This window comes from Nocardia cyriacigeorgica, assembly GCF_005863245.1.
GTDB lineage: Bacteria > Actinomycetota > Actinomycetes > Mycobacteriales > Mycobacteriaceae > Nocardia > Nocardia cyriacigeorgica_C.
In genome coordinates this window covers 478902-495066 of record NZ_VBUT01000001.1, presented here as the reverse complement: position 1 = coordinate 495066, position 16165 = coordinate 478902, and the positions used below count along the sequence as shown (strand labels likewise).

At 68.0% G+C, this 16165-nt stretch carries 18 protein-coding genes; 9 read left to right on the top strand and 9 right to left on the bottom strand.

What is annotated here, in order from left to right:
* Positions 1 to 131: 131 nt before the first annotated feature.
* Both FEK34_RS02130 and FEK34_RS02125 read right to left on the bottom strand, forming a co-directional pair.
* Positions 132 to 674, bottom strand: coding sequence for a hypothetical protein (locus tag FEK34_RS02130; RefSeq protein ID WP_138446156.1), 543 nt, complete (start codon positions 672 to 674; stop codon positions 132 to 134).
* Positions 671 to 946, bottom strand: coding sequence for a helix-turn-helix transcriptional regulator (locus tag FEK34_RS02125; protein ID WP_138446155.1), 276 nt, complete (start codon positions 944 to 946; stop codon positions 671 to 673). Before FEK34_RS02125 ends, FEK34_RS02130 begins: the two co-directional genes overlap by 4 nt.
* 70 nt (positions 947 to 1016) lie before the next feature.
* Here FEK34_RS02125 and FEK34_RS02120 point away from each other — a divergent pair, with 70 nt between their 5' ends.
* Positions 1017 to 1901 carry an aldo/keto reductase gene (locus tag FEK34_RS02120; RefSeq protein WP_138446363.1) on the top strand — a complete coding sequence of 295 codons (885 nt, stop codon included), beginning with the start codon at positions 1017 to 1019 and terminating at the stop codon, positions 1899 to 1901.
* Positions 1902 to 1975: 74 nt separating this feature from the next.
* Here FEK34_RS02120 and FEK34_RS02115 read toward each other — a convergent pair whose 3' ends face one another.
* Complete coding sequence (locus FEK34_RS02115) at positions 1976 to 3160, bottom strand: NAD(P)-binding domain-containing protein (RefSeq protein WP_249358747.1); 1185 nt, start codon at positions 3158 to 3160, stop codon at positions 1976 to 1978.
* Positions 3161 to 3337: 177 nt separating this feature from the next.
* Between FEK34_RS02115 and FEK34_RS02110 the strand changes: the two genes are divergently transcribed.
* From FEK34_RS02110 to FEK34_RS02090, 5 genes are all read left to right on the top strand, one after another.
* Positions 3338 to 4063, top strand: coding sequence for an enoyl-CoA hydratase (locus FEK34_RS02110; protein WP_138446154.1), 726 nt, complete (start codon positions 3338 to 3340; stop codon positions 4061 to 4063).
* A complete protein-coding gene (locus FEK34_RS02105; protein WP_432760917.1) occupies positions 4063 to 5205 on the top strand; it encodes an MBL fold metallo-hydrolase in 1143 nt (380 codons plus the stop codon). The genes FEK34_RS02110 and FEK34_RS02105 overlap by 1 nt, the downstream gene beginning before the upstream one ends.
* A gap of 38 nt (positions 5206 to 5243) precedes the next feature.
* Positions 5244 to 5477, top strand: a complete 234-nt coding sequence (locus tag FEK34_RS02100; protein ID WP_138446152.1) for an antitoxin — start codon at positions 5244 to 5246, stop codon at positions 5475 to 5477.
* A 60-nt stretch (positions 5478 to 5537) separates the two neighbouring features.
* Positions 5538 to 7919, top strand: coding sequence for an ATP-dependent DNA ligase (locus tag FEK34_RS02095; RefSeq protein WP_249358746.1), 2382 nt, complete (start codon positions 5538 to 5540; stop codon positions 7917 to 7919).
* Between the two features lie 173 nt (positions 7920 to 8092).
* Positions 8093 to 8275, top strand: coding sequence for an antitoxin (locus FEK34_RS02090; RefSeq protein WP_249358260.1), 183 nt, complete (start codon positions 8093 to 8095; stop codon positions 8273 to 8275).
* Positions 8276 to 8359: 84 nt separating this feature from the next.
* Here FEK34_RS02090 and FEK34_RS02085 read toward each other — a convergent pair whose 3' ends face one another.
* From FEK34_RS02085 to FEK34_RS02065, 5 genes are all read right to left on the bottom strand, one after another.
* The gene (locus FEK34_RS02085) at positions 8360 to 9019 is read right to left on the bottom strand and encodes an ammonium transporter (RefSeq protein ID WP_138446151.1); all 660 of its coding nucleotides are present in this window, start codon (positions 9017 to 9019) and stop codon (positions 8360 to 8362) included.
* Positions 9020 to 9253: 234 nt separating this feature from the next.
* Positions 9254 to 9565, bottom strand: a complete 312-nt coding sequence (locus tag FEK34_RS02080; RefSeq protein WP_051016188.1) for a WXG100 family type VII secretion target — start codon at positions 9563 to 9565, stop codon at positions 9254 to 9256.
* Positions 9565 to 10089, bottom strand: a complete 525-nt coding sequence (locus FEK34_RS02075) for a YbaB/EbfC family nucleoid-associated protein (protein WP_138446150.1) — start codon at positions 10087 to 10089, stop codon at positions 9565 to 9567. The genes FEK34_RS02080 and FEK34_RS02075 overlap by 1 nt, the downstream gene beginning before the upstream one ends.
* Positions 10090 to 10204: 115 nt before the next feature.
* Positions 10205 to 10945, bottom strand: coding sequence for an energy-coupling factor transporter transmembrane component T family protein (locus FEK34_RS02070; protein WP_138446149.1), 741 nt, complete (start codon positions 10943 to 10945; stop codon positions 10205 to 10207).
* Positions 10942 to 13044, bottom strand: coding sequence for an ABC transporter ATP-binding protein (locus tag FEK34_RS02065; RefSeq protein WP_138446359.1), 2103 nt, complete (start codon positions 13042 to 13044; stop codon positions 10942 to 10944). The genes FEK34_RS02070 and FEK34_RS02065 overlap by 4 nt, the downstream gene beginning before the upstream one ends.
* A 76-nt stretch (positions 13045 to 13120) precedes the next feature.
* On the opposite strand from FEK34_RS02065, the gene FEK34_RS02060 reads away from it, so the two are divergent.
* Together FEK34_RS02060 and FEK34_RS02055 are read left to right on the top strand one after the other, a co-directional pair.
* Positions 13121 to 14035 carry a cation diffusion facilitator family transporter gene (locus FEK34_RS02060; RefSeq protein WP_212748680.1) on the top strand — a complete coding sequence of 305 codons (915 nt, stop codon included), beginning with the start codon at positions 13121 to 13123 and terminating at the stop codon, positions 14033 to 14035.
* A 27-nt stretch (positions 14036 to 14062) separates the two neighbouring features.
* Positions 14063 to 15118, top strand: coding sequence for an AraC family transcriptional regulator (locus FEK34_RS02055; RefSeq protein ID WP_138446147.1), 1056 nt, complete (start codon positions 14063 to 14065; stop codon positions 15116 to 15118).
* Between the two features lie 19 nt (positions 15119 to 15137).
* On the opposite strand, the gene FEK34_RS02050 is transcribed toward FEK34_RS02055, so the two are convergent.
* Complete coding sequence (locus tag FEK34_RS02050) at positions 15138 to 15647, bottom strand: TetR/AcrR family transcriptional regulator (RefSeq protein WP_138446146.1); 510 nt, start codon at positions 15645 to 15647, stop codon at positions 15138 to 15140.
* Between FEK34_RS02050 and FEK34_RS02045 the strand changes: the two genes are divergently transcribed.
* Positions 15609 to 16145 (top strand): lysophospholipid acyltransferase family protein, encoded by a 537-nt coding sequence (locus FEK34_RS02045; RefSeq protein WP_138446145.1) that lies wholly within the window; start codon positions 15609 to 15611, stop codon positions 16143 to 16145. The genes FEK34_RS02050 and FEK34_RS02045 overlap by 39 nt on opposite strands.
* The last annotated feature ends 20 nt before the right edge of the window (positions 16146 to 16165 follow it).

Below are 16165 nucleotides of genomic sequence, written 5' to 3'. Positions count from 1 at the left end.
TCGGCCTCGTCGGCCATGGTCACCGGGCTACGGACCCCAGTGGACGGTCGGCGGTTCTGGAGGGTGCTTCGCGGCTGGCGGATATCGAATCCGGTCGATTCTCAGCGACCGACCTCTCACCGGCCTCCGCCTCAGCCCTCCGGCTCGGGGTCCGGCCGATTCCAGCCCAGGATCATCGCCGGCGCGCACCCACCCGCGAGCAGTGCCGCGAGCATCATCACTCCACCGGCGTACGCGGTCCGGAAGGCGTCGGCCTCGGGAACGATCGCGCCCGAGAAGATCAGGAACATCAGCGGCGGCAGCGTGAGCATCTGGGTGAGTGACAGGCCCGCCGAGTGCGCCTTGTTGCGTTCGGCGATCTCCAGTTCATCCAGCACTTCCTCGGGCGCGTGGTCCTGGCGATTGGACGCGATGCGCAACATGACCCAGGAGATCATGAACACGACGGCGGCGGGCAGGGTGAGCAGTGCGGCCCAGGTGAGGCCGAATGCGCAGAGCAGTCCGGCGACCGCGAGCACGATCAACGTCGCCGTCACGACGACGACGAGCATGCGCCGCCGCCGCTGGGTGCGCCAGCCGGGCAGCATCCCGGCGGTCCGTTCCTCCTGGACCAGCCAGCGCCGGACTCGATATTCCTGGTAGCGGTCGAGCAGACCGGTGGTGGCGTTGGTCATGTCTGTCCTTTCGTCCGGGGGTAGAGCTCGGCCGACAGCGGCCCGAACTCGGTGCGCGAGAACACGGCCTCGACGGGCAGGTCGAACACGTCGCAGATGCGCAGGGCCAGGTCGAGGCTCGGATAGTGATCGCCACGTTCGAGCGCACCGATGGTCTGCACATTGACGTTCACCGCCTCGGCCAGCGCGGCCCGGCTCATCCGATGCTCGGCGCGCAGTACCGCGATCCGGTTGTAGATCGGGAGGGTTTCCCCTCTTCTTACTGGGCTCACACAACATAGTGTTGTAAAAACCCAACAGTTCGTCAAGTCGGTGTCAACACGTACCGGCTGCTCGTTGACCATGGGCCCCGGCGCTTCTACCGTCGAATCCGTGACCTTCAGAAGCGAGACCTGCGCCATTCCCTCGATCGTGCTCAACGACGGGAACGTGATCCCGCAGCTCGGGTTCGGGGTGTTCCAAGTTCCGGCCGACGATGTGTTTCCCGTGGTCACGGCCGCCTTGGAGGCCGGGTACCGCAGCATCGACACCGCGGCGATCTACGGCAACGAGGAGGGCGCCGGCCGGGCGATCCGCCAGTCCGGGATTCCCCGTGACGAGATCTACGTGACCACCAAGCTGTGGAACTCCGAACAGGGCTACGACTCCACGTTGCGTGCCTTCGACGCCAGCATGCAGCGGCTCGGCCTGGACTACCTCGACCTGTATCTGATCCACTGGCCCGCGCCGTCCGCGGATCGCTTCGTCGACACCTTCAAGGCGTTCAAGGCGCTCAAGGCCGACGGCCGGGTGCGTTCGATCGGGGTGTCGAACTTCCGGATCCCGGATCTGGAGCGGGTGATCGGGGAGACCGGCGAGATCCCCGCCGTCAACCAGATCGAGCTCCACCCTCGCCTCACCCAGCGTGAGCTGCGCGAATACCATGCCGAACACGCGATCGCGACCGAGGCGTGGAGCCCGCTCGGCCAGGGCACGCTGCTCGACAACGAGGTGATCACCGAGATCGCCGCCGCCGTCGACCGCACCCCCGCGCAGGTGATCATCCGCTGGCATCTGCAACTGGGCAATATCGTGATCCCGAAGTCGGTGACGCCGTCGCGCATCGTCTCGAACTTCGATGTGTTCGGTTTCGAACTGTCCGGTGAGCAGATGGCGGCGATCAGCGCCCTCGACGACGGCGGTCGAGTCGGCCCGGATCCCTCGACCTTCGCCGCCGGCCTGGACTAGCGGCTCGCTGCCCACTCCGTGGGCGACTGCTGGGCTGGTGTCAGCCGTGATCCAGCTGCTCCGGAGAGCGTCGGCTAGCGGCTACCCACGCCCAAGTACTGGGTGAGTTCGACCGCCGCCGCCCGCCCGGCCCGATTGGCGCCGATGGTGCTGGCCGACGGCCCGTACCCGATGAGATGTACGCGCGGATCGACGGCGACCTGCGTGGCCAGCCGCCCGGTCATGGTGATCCCGCCGCCCGGGCCGCGCAGCCGCAGCGGCGCGAGATGGTCGAGCGCGCTCCGGAACCCGGTCGCCCACAGAATCACATCCGCGGGCTGGAAGGTTCCATCGGCCCAGCGCACACCATCGGGTTCGATGTGATCGAACATCGGCAGCCGGTGCAGCACGCCGCGCGCCCGTGCGGCGCGCAGCCGGTCGTCGAGCGGCAGGCCGGTCACCGACACCACCGAGCCGGGCGGCAATCCGCGCCGCACCCGGTCTTCCACGATGGCGACCGCGCGCCTGCCGTCGTCCTCGGCGAACGGTGTCTCCCGGAACTTCGGTTCTGTGCGGGTGACCCAGGTTGTCGTGGTGACCTGGGAGATCTCGTCGAGCAACTGGACCGCCGAGATGCCGCCGCCCACCACGACGACGTGTTTGCCCGCGAACTCGCCGGCCGTCTGATAGTCGCGCGTATGCAGTTGCCGTCCGGCGAAGGTGTCCGCGCCCGGGTAGCGCGGGATGAATGGATGCTCCCAGGTGCCGGTGCCGTTGATCAGGCCGCGAACCCGGATGGTGCCCGCCGAATCGGTTTCCACGTGCAGCACGCCATTGCGATCCGTGCCGGGGCTATCCGCCGGTCCATGGGCTTTGTCGCCGTGCGCCCGGCGATCGCAGACGACCTTGACCGTCACCTGTCGGCGCACCCGCAGGTCGAACCGCTTTTCGTAGAGCTCGTAATAACGAGGGACGGCGGTCGCGGCGGGTGCGGACTCCGAGCCGTCGGGCAGCGTCTCCGCGAACGACATCCCGGGCAGATCGTGCACCCGGTTCACCGTGGTCAACGTGAGCGAGGGCCAGCGGAACTGCCAGGCGCCACCGGGGCCGGGCGCGTGATCGACGATCAGGAAGTCGCGTTCGGGCTCGAGTCCACGCCTGCGCAGGTGATACCCCGCGGACAACCCGGCCTGCCCGGCGCCGATCACCAGAATCGGATAATCCGCCACTACCGGCTGGGAATCCGGATCGCCGGAGGTCGTCGTCTGATCGGGCAGCACAGTGTCCGATGCTATGCGTATCCGTCCCCGCATCGCGTCGCCCGGCTGCCTGGCGCGCTCCGCGCCCGGCCATCGGCGCTCACTGTGACCGCACACATTCGCGCCACGCCCGGACTGTGTCAGCTCCTGTGGCAGCATGAACTCAACAGTCGGATTTCGTTCAGCTGGGGAGGAAGCATGCTCGGTGTCAGCCGCGATGGTGACGTCGTCACCATCGAATTACAGCGCGAGGAGCGCCGCAACGCCCTGAACATCGAGCTGGTCACGCAGCTGCGTGATGCGGTGATCGATGCCGCCGAGCAGGCACGGGTCATCGTGCTCACCGGCCGAGGGCCGATCTTCAGCGCGGGCGCGGATCTGGGCGGGGTGTACTCCGAGGAGTTCTTGGACAGGCTTCTCGAGATGCTGCACACCATCGAATCGGCGCCGGTCCCGGTGATCTCGGCGATCAACGGCGCCGCCCTCGGTGCGGGTGTTCAGCTGGCTCTGGCCTCGGATCTGCGGGTCCTCGAGCCGGATTCGTATATCGCCATTCCGGCCGCCAAGCTCGGCATCACCGTGGATCGGTGGACGGTACGCAGGCTGGTCTCGCTGATCGGTGGCGGCCCGGCCCGCACCATCCTGCTTGGCGCGGAATCGGTATCGGCCGAGGACGCCTACGGCTTCGGGTTCGCCAATCGCATCGGCACGCTGGCCGACGCGCAGGCCTGGGCGAAATCCATCGCGGAACTGGCGCCGCTATCGCTACGCCATCTCAAGCTGGTGCTCAACGACGACGGCACCCGCGACCCGGAGAACGCGCAACAGCGCGAGGCTCTGGAAGCGGCGTGGACCAGCGCCGATGCCCAAGAGGGCCGGCTGGCCAGGCAAGAGAAGCGCGCGGCGAAATTCCAGGGGCGATGATGCGCATACGACGGATCGCCACCGGCGCCGCGGGCGCGCTCGGCCTCACCTGGGTGGCGCGGGCGGTATGGGGTCTGCCCACCGCGATGGGTGCCTCGATCTCGGCGATCCAGCCGTACGCGACCGGCGCCACCAGCTACCGCAACCGGCAGTTCCACAACACCGAGCCGAGCAGCCAGATCGCGCCGGGTGCGGCGCCGTCGCTGCTGCGCTCGTTCCTCACCCAGCGCCATGCCGGACGCCCGGCGCGGCCGGTGCCGCTGGTGACGCCGCAGCTGCCCGCGCAGGCGGCCGATCTGGCCGTCACCTGGTACGGGCACGCGACGGCGTTGATCGAGGTGGACGGCTACCGCATCCTCACCGATCCGGTGTGGAGCGAGCGGGTCTCGCCCTCCCCGCTGGTGGGTCCGGCCCGGCTGCATCCGGTGCCCGCTCCGCTGTCGGAGCTGCCGCCGGTGGACGCGGTGATCATCTCCCACGACCATTACGACCATCTCGACGCCGCCACCGTGCGGGCGCTGGTGGCCGGGCAGAGCGCACCGTTCGTGGTGCCTGTCGGCATCGGCGCGCATCTGCGGCACTGGGGTGTGCCCGATCAGCGGATCGTCGAATTGGATTGGGGCGGTTCGATTTCTCTGTCGGAGCTGGGTCGTGCCCGCGACGGCGAGGATCTGACGATCACCTGTGTGGAGGCGCGGCATTTCTCCGGCCGCGGCCTGATCCGCAACACCACGCTGTGGGCCTCGTGGTCGCTGGCCGGCCCCACTCGCCGCGTGTATTTCGGCGGCGACACCGGCTACACCAAGGCCTTCGCCGAGGCCGGTACCACGCTCGGTCCCTTCGATCTGACGCTGCTGCCGATCGGCGCCTACGACGAACGCTGGACCGATGTGCACATGAATCCGGAAGAGGCGGTGCGCGCGCACGCCGATCTGTGTGCCGGCGATCCCGCCCACGGCCTGCTGGTCCCGATCCACTGGGCGACGTTCAATCTGGCCTTCCACGGATGGTCGGAGCCGGTGCAGCGGATGGTGACGGCGGCACGGGCGGCCGGCACCACGGTGGCGGTCCCGAAGCCGGGGGAGCGGCTGGATCCCGATGACCTGCCGTCCGGGCAGTTGTGGTGGAAAGATATCGGGTGAACACCTCGAACGACCGCACAAGGAAGGACGTAGGACATATGAGTCTGTTGGACACCTTGAAGGGCCTGGTCGGCAAGGGTCAGGAGGCCGCGGCGAAGAACGCGGACAAGATCAATGACGCCATCGACAAGGGTGGCGAGTTCATCGATCAGAAGACCAAGGGCAAGTACTCCGACAAGATCCAGAAGGGCAAGGAAGCCGCGAAGAAGGTCGTGCCGCCGGAGCAGCCGGGCCAGCAGCCGGGCGGCGGCCAGGTGCCACCGCAGGCCTGATCGAGCCGAGACCGCCCGCAGGGCAATGACTGTCCGCAGGCCGAGCGCGGCGGGAACCGGATGAACGCCGGTTCCCGCCGCCGGGCCACGGACAACGGGGCACGCCGCAGTTTCCGCGATGCGGCGGGCGAGCCAGTCATCACAATCGAACTGAGCAACCTGGACAAGGTGCTCTACCCGGAATCCGGGACCACAAAGGGCGAGGTCATCGCCTATTACACGGCGATCGCCCCCGCCATGCTGCCGCATGTGGCCGGACGCCCCGTCACCAGGAAACGCTGGCCCAACGGCGTCGAGGAGCCCTCGTTTTTCGAGAAGAATCTCGCCGAACACGCACCCGATTGGCTGCCGCGGCGCGCGATGCGCCATTCCGATCGCACGGTCACCTATCCGCTGATCGATTCCGAAGCCGGACTCGCCTGGATCGGGCAGCAGGCGTCGCTGGAAGTGCATGTGCCGCAATGGCGTTTCGACGGCGACCAGATGGGGCCGGCCACCAGGCTGGTCTTCGATCTGGACCCTGGCCCGGAAGTAGGTTTGGCCGAATGCGCGACGGTGGCGCTCGAGGTGCGCGATATGGTCGCCGAGATCGGGTTGCGCGCGTTCCCGGTGACCAGCGGTAGCAAGGGAATTCACCTGTACGTGCCGTTGGATCGGGTGCTGAGCCCCGGTGGCGCGTCCACCGTCGCCAAACAGGTCGCCACCAACCTCGAGAAGATTCATCCGGATCTCGTCACCGCGACGATGGCGAAGAAGGTGCGCACCGGGAAGGTGTTCCTGGACTGGAGCCAGAACAATCCGGCCAAGACCACCATCGCGCCGTACTCCATGCGTGGCCGCGCGCAGCCGAACGTCGCCGCACCGCGTAGTTGGGAGGAGATCGAAGACCGGGAGTCGTTGCGGCACCTGCGATTCGACGAGGTGCTCGCGCGCTTCCAGGACGACGGCGATCTGCTGGCCGGTCTCGACCCGCCGATCTCGCAAGCCGGTGCGCAGCGCCCGGACCCGTTGAGCGTGTATCGGTCCATGCGTGATCCCTCGCGCACGCCGGAACCCGTTCCCGAGCATCCGCCCACGCCCGGACCCGGCAACCGGTACGTCATCCAGGAGCATCACGCACGCAGGCTGCACTGGGATGTGCGGCTGGAACGCGACGGTGTGCTGGTGTCGTGGGCCGTGCCGAAAGGCCCGCCCACCGATACCAAGGAGAACCGCCTCGCCGTCCACACCGAGGACCATCCGCTGGAGTACCTGGACTTCCACGGTTCCATCCCGAAGGGCGAGTACGGGGCCGGAACGATGACGATCTGGGATTCGGGCACCTATGAGGCCGAGAAGTGGCGTGACGACGAGGTGATCGTGGTGATGCGGGGGGAGCGATTACAAGGTCGATTCGCGCTGATCCGGACTGGCGGCAAGAACTGGTTGATGCATCTCATGCGGGAGCAGCCCGGCGACGGTGACGGGGCAGCGAGCTCGACTACGGGGCAGCGAGCGGCGCCGGGTTCACGCCAGTCGGAGCCCACCGGCGATCGGCCCGCCGAACGATCCGGTGGCGCCGAATTACCGCGCGGCCTCTCCCCGATGCTCGCCACCACCGGCGAGGTCGCCGGCCTCGATCCGAAGGAATGGGCCTTCGAAACGAAATGGGACGGCTACCGGCTGATCCTCGAATTCGATTACGGCACACCGACGTTGCGCAGCCGCGCGGGCACCGTCGTCACCGACCGTTATCCGTATGTCGCCGCCCTCGCCGACGACCTGGCCGATCATCGCGTGGTGCTCGACGGTGAGGCCGTGGTGTTCGATGCCGATGGCGTCGCCAATCTCGCGCTGCTGCAAGCCGATACCCGCCGCGCCGAGTTCGTCGCCTTCGACCTGCTGTACCTCGACGGCACCTCGCTCATCCGCAAACGCTACAGCGACCGGCGGCACGTGCTCGAGGCGCTCGCCGCGACCACACCCGCCCTATCGGTGCCGCCGCAGCTCGAAGGCTCCGGCGAGGACGCGCTGAACGTCAGCCGCGAGGTCGGGGCCGAAGGCGTCGTCGCCAAGCGCAGGGACTCGGTGTATCTGCCGGGTAAGCGCGGGCATTCCTGGGTCAAACAGCGCAATTGGCAAACCCAGCAGGTGGTCGTCGGCGGGTTCCGGGCCAGTGCGGCGCGGCCATTCGCGTCGCTGCTGGTCGGCATTCCCGACGACGGCAAACTGATCTACGTCGGCCGGGTGGGCACCGGATTCAGCGAGGACGAAATGCGTGCGTTGGCCGCGAAACTCCAGCGGCGTCGCCGCAAAACCAGCCCGTTCGTCAACGAGATGTCGCGTGAGGAAACCAAGGACGCCACCTGGGTGACCCCGGAGATCTCCGGCACGGTTCGGTTCATGAACTGGACCGACAGCGGACGGCTGTGGCATCCGGCGTGGTTGGGGCGCTCCGGCTGAGCTGCGCCATGTTCGGCGCGAGCGGCGCACCGATGCGTGTGCGAAACCACTCGGCAACAGCCGGGCAAACAGGCATCCGATGTGATCCAATCGCATCTGCTGTATCCGCGCGGACGCCGTGCGCGCGGGTACGGTGATCGCGATTCGAACGCGGCTCGACCCGAGGAGTGCACGTGGATTTCAAGAACCTGGCCGGTAAGGCGATGGACCTGGCGGCGAAGAACGCCGACAAGGTCGATTCGGTGATCGACAAGGCCGGTGACATCGTCGACCAGAAGACCGGCGGTAAGTACGCCGACAAGGTCGACACCGCGCAGGAAGCCGCGAAGAACGCGGTGCGCAAGCAGCAGGGCTGAGCGCGGAAATCCCGATCAGCAAACGGAACTGGGCCGATCGCGTGGTTGCGCGATCGGCCCAGTGGCGTAGTGGTTTCCGGTAGGTCAGTTCCTGCCGGTCTGGTCCATCCACTTGGTGGTGCCCGGCGGGGCGGTGAGTGTGTTGATGAGGTCGATACCGGCGATGATCAGCGTGGGACCGCCGACGACCAACGTTCCGATAATGCTTCCGATTCCTGCGCCCGCGACGATGGTGGCCGGCGAGATGACACAGGCAGTTGCACCGCAGCCCAGCAATAGACCCGCCGCAGCGCCGATGACGAGCCCGATGAATCCACCAACCGCCGTCGCAATTCCGAACTGAGCCAGGAACGCATCCTGTGCTCGCTGGTTCTCTTCGAGCGACGCCACCGGCGTTACCGGAACGGGGCGGGCTCGCGTGTAGTCCTTGACCGCCGTCAACTCGAGCACTCGGCCCTCATCCCGCACCATGTGCGGCATCGGGAATTCCAGCCCGTCCTGCCGGAAAGCCAGCGGCATGCTGACCGCCGTGTTCCCCGCGGAGTCCTTGATATTCACCGTGTTACCGGCGACTTCGAATGTACCCCCGGTCAGCGTGGTGATGATGCGGTCGCCGACCAGCTTCGCCTCGTAGCCGATGTCGGGTACGGGTGCCGCGGCCGGCTGTGCATGGGTGGTGCCTGTGCCGACCACGATGGCGGCCGCTACCGGCACCACCAACGCGGCGATTTTGCGGAAAATCATTCTGTTGTTCCCATCTTCATCAGGTTCCCTACCGAACGCACCGCGCGCTGTGAAACTTCCCCGCCCCACGTGCGGCACCTTGTGATCAAGTGGACAGCTCTCCCGGACGCCACGTTACAACCGGTTACTGGTTTGCCACGATGGATTTACGGGTATCGGTTCAGGTTTGGGTCAGTACCAAACCTGCCGCCCGTTATAGCGCGAGGCTATGGGGAACCGTGATGGAGGGATCGGCTATTCGCTCTTGCCGAGGGCGTCGGCGATCGCCTTGTCCTGGCTCTCCAGCGAGGTGGCCGTATTCGTGGCACCGGTGCCCATCGCGGACAGTGTGGTGCTGAGAATTTCGACCGCCTTCAGCGCCTTCTCGGCGCCGGGGGTGTAGTTGCCCGCGAAGCTCTGGCCGATCTCGTCGCCGCCCCAGCATTCTCCTTCGGCGTCCAGCGCGGACTTCAGGGCGCTCAGGGCATCGGCCACCTGGGTGGCCAGGCTCTGGAACCCCGGCTCGGTGGCCTTGATCGCTTCCGGATCTGCCTTCAACGTACTCATCAACGGCCCCCGTCCAGATAGCTGCGGTTGCGGTAGTACTCGTCTTCGTCCTCGTCATCGAGGGGGGCTTGCGCGGACGGCGGCGGCGGGGCGTCCTGCACGACGGGCGGTTCCGGGATCAGCTTGTCGACCAGGTCGCGGATGCTCGGCGCGCCGGGGACCAGATCGGGCAGATCGGGCATCTCGTCGGCGGCGGCTTCGACGGAGGCGAAGGCCTGCTGCGAGACCTGCACGCCTTCGCGGGCGGCGGCCTGCACGGCCTCGGTGATCGAGCGGCTCAGCCGTTCGGGGGTGGAGCGTTTGAACGCCTCCGGTTCGATGTGCACGTCGAGCGGGATGCCCGCGGCATTGCTCGTCACCCGGACCAGATTGTCCGACGACCACGCGGTGACCTGCGCGGTGGCGATGCGCTGCTGGGCCGCGGCCAGATCCTGGCGCTGCCGTTCGAAGGTCTCGAGCATGTCGCCGACCTGCGCGCGCAACGCGTCGTTGCGTGAGCGCATGGCCTCGCGGTCGTCATTCATCGCCTACCCCTGTTCGCCAGACTCGGTCCGTATATCCATTTCGACGCGGCCGGCCTGCATTCGGTTCCATCGAATTCGCCGGTGCCGTGATCCGGGCCGATCGGCCTTCAGTGTGTCACAGCAACAGCAAGTCGATCATGACGGAACCGAGGCATACCGCGACCACCATGAGCAGCGCGACCGCGTCGGCGCGGCGGGGCGAGCCCGGGTTGGCGGTGAGCTGCCCGGTGCCGCCACGCGCGGTGATCGCCTCACCCCATTCGCCTGCGCGGCGGGTGGATACCGCCATGGCGGCGGTCAGGATATCGATGAGCCCGTTGTCGGCGGCGCGATGCAGCAGATCGTCCTTGGGGCGCAGGCGCCGCGCGGCATGCAGCACCCGGATCTCGTCGATGAGCAAGGGCAGTCCACGCAACGTCAGCGCGACGACTATCGCCCACTCGTCCACGGGAACACGCAGTTTGCGCAGGGGCGCGCCGAGCTTGGCCAGCGCGGGCGCGATCTCACTCATCGGTGTGGTCCAGGCGATGAGGAAAGAGGCGGCCACCAGGATCAGGCTGAACACCAGTACCTGCGCGAAGCGCAGCACCGCGGCACCGCCGACCGGCACATTGACCAGCGCGCCGATCGCGGCGAGCCCCCAGAACCACCACGGCAGCCGTGGCAGCGTGCCGAGCGGCAGCCGGGCGAGCACCCCGACCAGCACCAGGAATCCGGTCATGATGCCGAGCACCGGCCAGGTCGGCCACAGCATCAGCACCACGCTGATCAGGAAGACCCCGATCATCTTGGTTCCGGCCCAGAGCCGGTGGATGGGGCTCTGCACGGGGACCTGTCGCAGCAACACGAGGCTCATGGCTGTCCTCCCTGCTCCATCCGCCACGCGGTGCCGGGTAAGGCCTGTGGGTGGGTGGTCTCGGCGGGTTGCCGCACCGTGTCGGACACCGCGTGCACCGATTCGGCGATCCGGCCGTCGCGCAGATGCACCGTCCGATCGCAGATCGCGGCCACATCCTCGACATCGTGCGAGATGACGATGAGCGTCAGCCCCGAATCCCGCAGCCGGGCGAGCAGGTCGACGATATCGGCGCGGCCCTCCGGGTCCAGCCCGGCCAGCGGCTCGTCCAGCACCACCACCTGCGGCCGGCTGGCCACGATCGCGGCGAGCACCACGCGTTTGGCCTGCCCGCCGCTGAGTTCCTCGATCGACCGGGCGGCCAGCGCGCGATCCAAACCGACCGCGTCCAGGGCCCGCCCCACCGCGCCGGAACCGGTGGCGCGCCCGCCCCAATCGGCGATCTCGGCGCCGACGGTCTGTCGCTGGAGTTGCAGCCGGGAATGCTGGAATGCCAGCTCGACCCGGCCGATCTGGGAGCTGACCGGTTTGCCGGACAACTCGCACCGGCCCGCGCTCGGCTTGATCAGTCCGGCCATGATCCAGGCCAGCGTCGACTTTCCCGAGCCGTTGCCGCCGACCACGAGCAGCGCCTCACCACGCCGCACCGTCAGGTCGACGCCGTGCAGCGCCGGCGCCTGCCACGGCGTGCCCCGGTTGTAGGTGTGGCGGATATCGCGCAACTGCATGATCGGCTCGCCCATTGGTCGCCGGCGCAGATCGTGGCGCGGTTTGGGCCAGCCGGGCAGGTGCTGCACGGCACGGCCACCGGACAGATGCACGACGCGATCGGCGGCGGCCGCATCGGCCTCGTGGTGGGTCACCAGGACCACGGCCATCCGGTGCCGTTTCGGCAGCTCGGCCAGCAGCGCGACCAGTTCACGGCGGCCGTCCGGGTCGATCATCGAGGTCGCCTCGTCGGCGATGAGCAGCGCGGGCCGCCGCGCCAGGGCCGCCGCGACGGCGAGCCGCTGCTGCTGGCCGCCGGACAGCGCCGCGGTTTCCCGCTCGCCCATACCGTCGAGCCCGACCTCGCGCAGCAGCCCCTCGACATCGACCTGCTCGGCCAGCTCGGCAGGCAGGCCCCACACCACGTCATCGGCGACCAGCACGCCGAGGGTCTGGCTCTCCGGTCGTTGCAGGACCAGCGCGGTGCCGCCGAGATGTCCGAGCCCGGCCGAGCCGGGACGCTCGACGGCACCCGACGTCGGTGGCAGCCCGGCCAGCAGCCGGGTCAGCGTCGATTTACCGGAGCCGTTGTGGCCGACCACCGCGACGAATTCGCCGACGTCGACGGTGAGATCGATGCCGGCCAGCGCGTCGGTGTGCGCGCCCGGATAGCGGTATCCGGCTGCGCGCATGGTCACCGGCAGCGGCGCTACCGGCCGGTCGTCGGCGGGGGCGTCGAGCCGATCGGTGCCGGGCAGCCAGGCCAGCCGATCCAGGACCGATCCCAGAACGAACCAGGAGATGAGGGCGGTGAGCACGGTGCCGATCAGCACGCCGCCACCGACGTAGATCCACCAGAAGCGCAGCACCACTTCGGTCACATCGGCGACGCCGTTGCCGAGGGGTTCCAATTGCGGCGCCCGCCCGGCCAGGTCCTTCACACCTTCGGAGGTATTGCGGATAGTGTCGAACAGCAGGTCGCGGGCTTGGGAGAACACCAGCAGGAACCCGATGGAAAACGCCGCCCACCCCAAACCGGCGAGCAGCGCGAGTCCGAGCACGGCAATGATGCCGCCACCTCGGCGTTTGACCCCGCCGATGATGCCGCCGATGGTGGCCGAGGCCGCCATGCCGGTGGCCGGGAGCAATCCGGCGGCGACGAAGGTGACCAGCGCGGCCGCGATGGTCGTGGTGAGCACGGCGCGGAAGCGGTAGCGATGCGCCAGCAGCCCGAGCGGGACGGCCGCGACCAGTTGCAGGGCCGACGCCAGGGGGACCACCGAACCGATCGTCACCAGTCCGACGGTGACCCCGCCGAGGACGGCGCCGGTGGCCAGCTCGATCGGCCGTAGCGGGCCGTGTTCGCCGCGCGGGGCCGAGTCGGTGGACACATCACTCACGGCACAAGTCTGCCAGCCCGGATCGAAGGTGTTGCATCCATGCGCATGTACGCATATGTTGTCAGGTGTGGGACATGATCATTCGCATGGGATAGCGCCGGAGAGCGCGTCCGGGAAGTATCTGGGCCGGCTGGCGCTGGCGCTGGCCATCGGCGCCGCATTCATGCTGGTCGAGTTCGCGGTGGCGTTCACGACCGGTTCGCTGGCGCTGCTGTCGGATGCCGCGCACATGCTCACCGACGTGGTGGGCATCGGGATGGCGCTCTCGGCCATTCTGCTGGCGCGGCGCAGTCGCCCCACCTATACCCGCACCTTCGGCTACTACCGGGCCGAGGTGATCGCGGCGCTGGCCAATGCGGTGCTGTTGTTCGTGGTGGCCGGGTATGTGCTCTACGAGGCGCTGGCGCGCATCGGTGAACCGCCGGAGGTGCCGGGGTGGCCGGTGCTGATCGTCGGCGTGGTCGGCCTGCTGGCCAATATCGCGTCCTTCCTGCTGCTGCGCTCCGGTGCCAAGGAGAGCCTGAACGTGCGCGGCGCCTACCTCGAGGTGTTCGCCGACATGATCGGCTCGTTCGGTGTGCTGCTGTCGGCGGCCGTCACGATCACCACCGGCTGGCGCTACGCGGACATGATCATCGGTGTCGCGATCGGACTGTGGGTGCTGCCACGCACCTACGTGCTGGCCAAGCGGTCGCTGCGGATCCTGTTCCAGCACAGCCCCGAGGAACTCGACGTCGAACAGGTCGCCGCCGAACTCGGTGCCGTCGAGGGCGTGGCCGACGTGCACGATCTGCACGTGTGGACCCTCACCTCCGGAATGGAGGTCGCCTCCGCGCACATCACCACCGCCGACGGCGCCAGTGGCGACCAGGTGCTGCGCGCCGCCCAGCACGTGCTGGCCGAGCGGTTCCACATCAGCCACGCCACCCTCCAGGTCGAAACCCCCGACTGTGCCCGGCGTTGCGCGGAGTTGTCCTGGTAATCGACACTTTCGGCCATACTGTTGGCCATGGTGGACAGTCCGGTACGCGATTGGGATTTCCCGCGCGGTGTGGCCAGCGTGGCGCTGCTCACCGGTTACGCCGGTGAGCACGGGGTTCCCGTCGAGCGGATGCTCGACGGGACCGGACTGACCGAACGGACCCTGCGCGATCCGGACGCCCAGATCGATGCGCGGACCGAGCTGACGGTGGTCCGCAACCTGGTCCGGGCGCTGCCGGATCGGCCGGCGCTCGGCGTCGAGGTCGGCCGCCGTTATCGGATCACCACCTTCGGCATCTTCGGCTTCGCCTGTATCAGCAGCCCGACCCTCGGCGAGGCCATCGCCTTCGCCCTGCGCTACCTGGATCTGAGCTTCACCTTCTGCCTGCCGGTGGCCGAAATGCTCGACGATGAATTCGTCGGCTGGATCCACGCCGAATCCGTCCCCGCCGACGTCCGCCAGTTCCTCATCGAACGCGACGTGACGGCCATGCACCAGGTGCTGAGCGATCTCGTCGGCCGCCACATGCCGCTCACCAGAGCCGAATTCACGTTCCCCGAACCGGTTTACGCCGACCGCATCGCCGAAGTGACAGTGGTACGCCCCCGCTTCAACCGCCCCCAGAACCTCTTCGCCATCGACCCCCGCACCCTCGACCAACCCCTCCCACAAGCCAACGAACACACCCTCGCCATCTGCCTGGCCCAATGCCGCGACCTCGTCCACCGCCGCCGCGCCCGCACCGGCATAGCCGCCGAAGTCCGCTCCCGCCTCATCCCGCACGGCGGCACCGACGGCCTGGCCGCCCCACCCGGAATCGACGCCGTAGCCCGCGATCTCAACATGAGCACCCGCACCCTGCGCCGCCACCTCGACGCCGCAGGCACCAGCTACCGCGCACTACTGGACGAAATGCGCCGCGCATTGGCCGAGGAAATGCTCAGCACCACACCACTTTCGGTGAGTGACGTGGCGATTCGACTGGGGTATGCGGAGGCATCGACATTCATCTACGCGTTCAAGCGGTGGACGGGGACGACGCCCGCGGCGTATCGCAGGCAGCACGTTCGAGTGCTGAACTGATTGTCGTCTATGCGCGAGGTCAGCCGTCGCCGAGCGCCCCCGCAAGCAGAACGGCGAGAACCGCATTCGGCTCGACCTTCTGCGGTGTGATCGCCTCTGCCCCCCGACGTCCGAGCATGACGCCGAGGCCTTGGACCCCGGCCCACAAGGCGAGGGCATGAGCCAGTTCTGCGTCGGGCCGCGCTTCGCGTAAGCGCTCGGTCAGGGCGACCAGCCACTGACCGGTCGTTGCGCGCAGGTTGCCCCCCGCCCCGCCCAGCAGGTCGTGCCGCGCGATGAGTTCGAACATCGCGGGCCGCTGGATCGCGAAGTCGACCACGCCCTGGCAGGCCCGCATCAACGCGGCACGTGGGTCCGCTATCGCGAGGCTATCGGTGATGATGCGATCGAGATCCTCGATCCCTTCACGGGCGATCGCGGCGAGTAGGTTCGCGTAGGTCGGGAAGTGGTGGCGCGGTGCACCGTGGGAGACGATCGATAGCCTCGTGCTGTGCGCCGCCTTGCCCCGGCGACTCACCTCCGTGGCCAAGAGCGAATACTTCGGCCGCGGCGGCCCCGGAGCACGGCTCCACGGAACCCTGTGCCGCCTCACCGGACAGATTCCGATCAGCCGAGAGGGTGCGGCCGCAGCGGACGAGGCACTGGCCGCAGCGCGCGGATCCTCAAAGATGGTGCTGTGTGGGCGATCTATCCCGAGGGAACACGGTCGCCGGATGGGCGACTCCACCGCGGGCGAACCGGCGCGATGCGAGTCGCGCTTCAGGAAGACTGCTCAGTCGTTCCCGTCGGCATCGTCGGTACCCGATCGATCAACCGGCCCGGTAAACGAGGCTGGCGCCGCGGCAGGGTGGAGATCCGTATCGGGGCACCGATCGACGTCACCAGGTGGGCTGGAGCGGCGTCCAACCCGAACGCATGGCGTGCGGCGACCGACGAGTTGATGGCAGCGATCCAGAAATTGACGGGCCAGGAGTACGTCGACCGCTATCCGACCTCAGCGGAGCGGGCCATGCGTGACGCTGCGTGATCCGCAGCGGTGACGCAGCT

Bases quoted from the DNA above. Each gene is read 5' to 3' on its own strand.
- FEK34_RS02130 (WP_138446156.1), bottom strand. From the start codon at position 674: ATGACCAACGCCACCACCGGTCTGCTCGACCGCTACCAGGAATATCGA.
- FEK34_RS02120 (WP_138446363.1), top strand. From the start codon at position 1,017: ATGGGCCCCGGCGCTTCTACCGTCGAATCCGTGACCTTCAGAAGCGAG.
- FEK34_RS02110 (WP_138446154.1), top strand. From the start codon at position 3,338: ATGCTCGGTGTCAGCCGCGATGGTGACGTCGTCACCATCGAATTACAG.
- FEK34_RS02105 (WP_432760917.1), top strand. From the start codon at position 4,063: ATGCGCATACGACGGATCGCCACCGGCGCCGCGGGCGCGCTCGGCCTC.
- FEK34_RS02100 (WP_138446152.1), top strand. From the start codon at position 5,244: ATGAGTCTGTTGGACACCTTGAAGGGCCTGGTCGGCAAGGGTCAGGAG.
- FEK34_RS02095 (WP_249358746.1), top strand. From the start codon at position 5,538: ATGAACGCCGGTTCCCGCCGCCGGGCCACGGACAACGGGGCACGCCGC.
- FEK34_RS02085 (WP_138446151.1), bottom strand. From the start codon at position 9,019: ATGATTTTCCGCAAAATCGCCGCGTTGGTGGTGCCGGTAGCGGCCGCC.
- FEK34_RS02080 (WP_051016188.1), bottom strand. From the start codon at position 9,565: ATGAGTACGTTGAAGGCAGATCCGGAAGCGATCAAGGCCACCGAGCCG.
- FEK34_RS02075 (WP_138446150.1), bottom strand. From the start codon at position 10,089: ATGAATGACGACCGCGAGGCCATGCGCTCACGCAACGACGCGTTGCGC.
- FEK34_RS02070 (WP_138446149.1), bottom strand. From the start codon at position 10,945: ATGAGCCTCGTGTTGCTGCGACAGGTCCCCGTGCAGAGCCCCATCCAC.
- FEK34_RS02055 (WP_138446147.1), top strand. From the start codon at position 14,063: ATGGTGGACAGTCCGGTACGCGATTGGGATTTCCCGCGCGGTGTGGCC.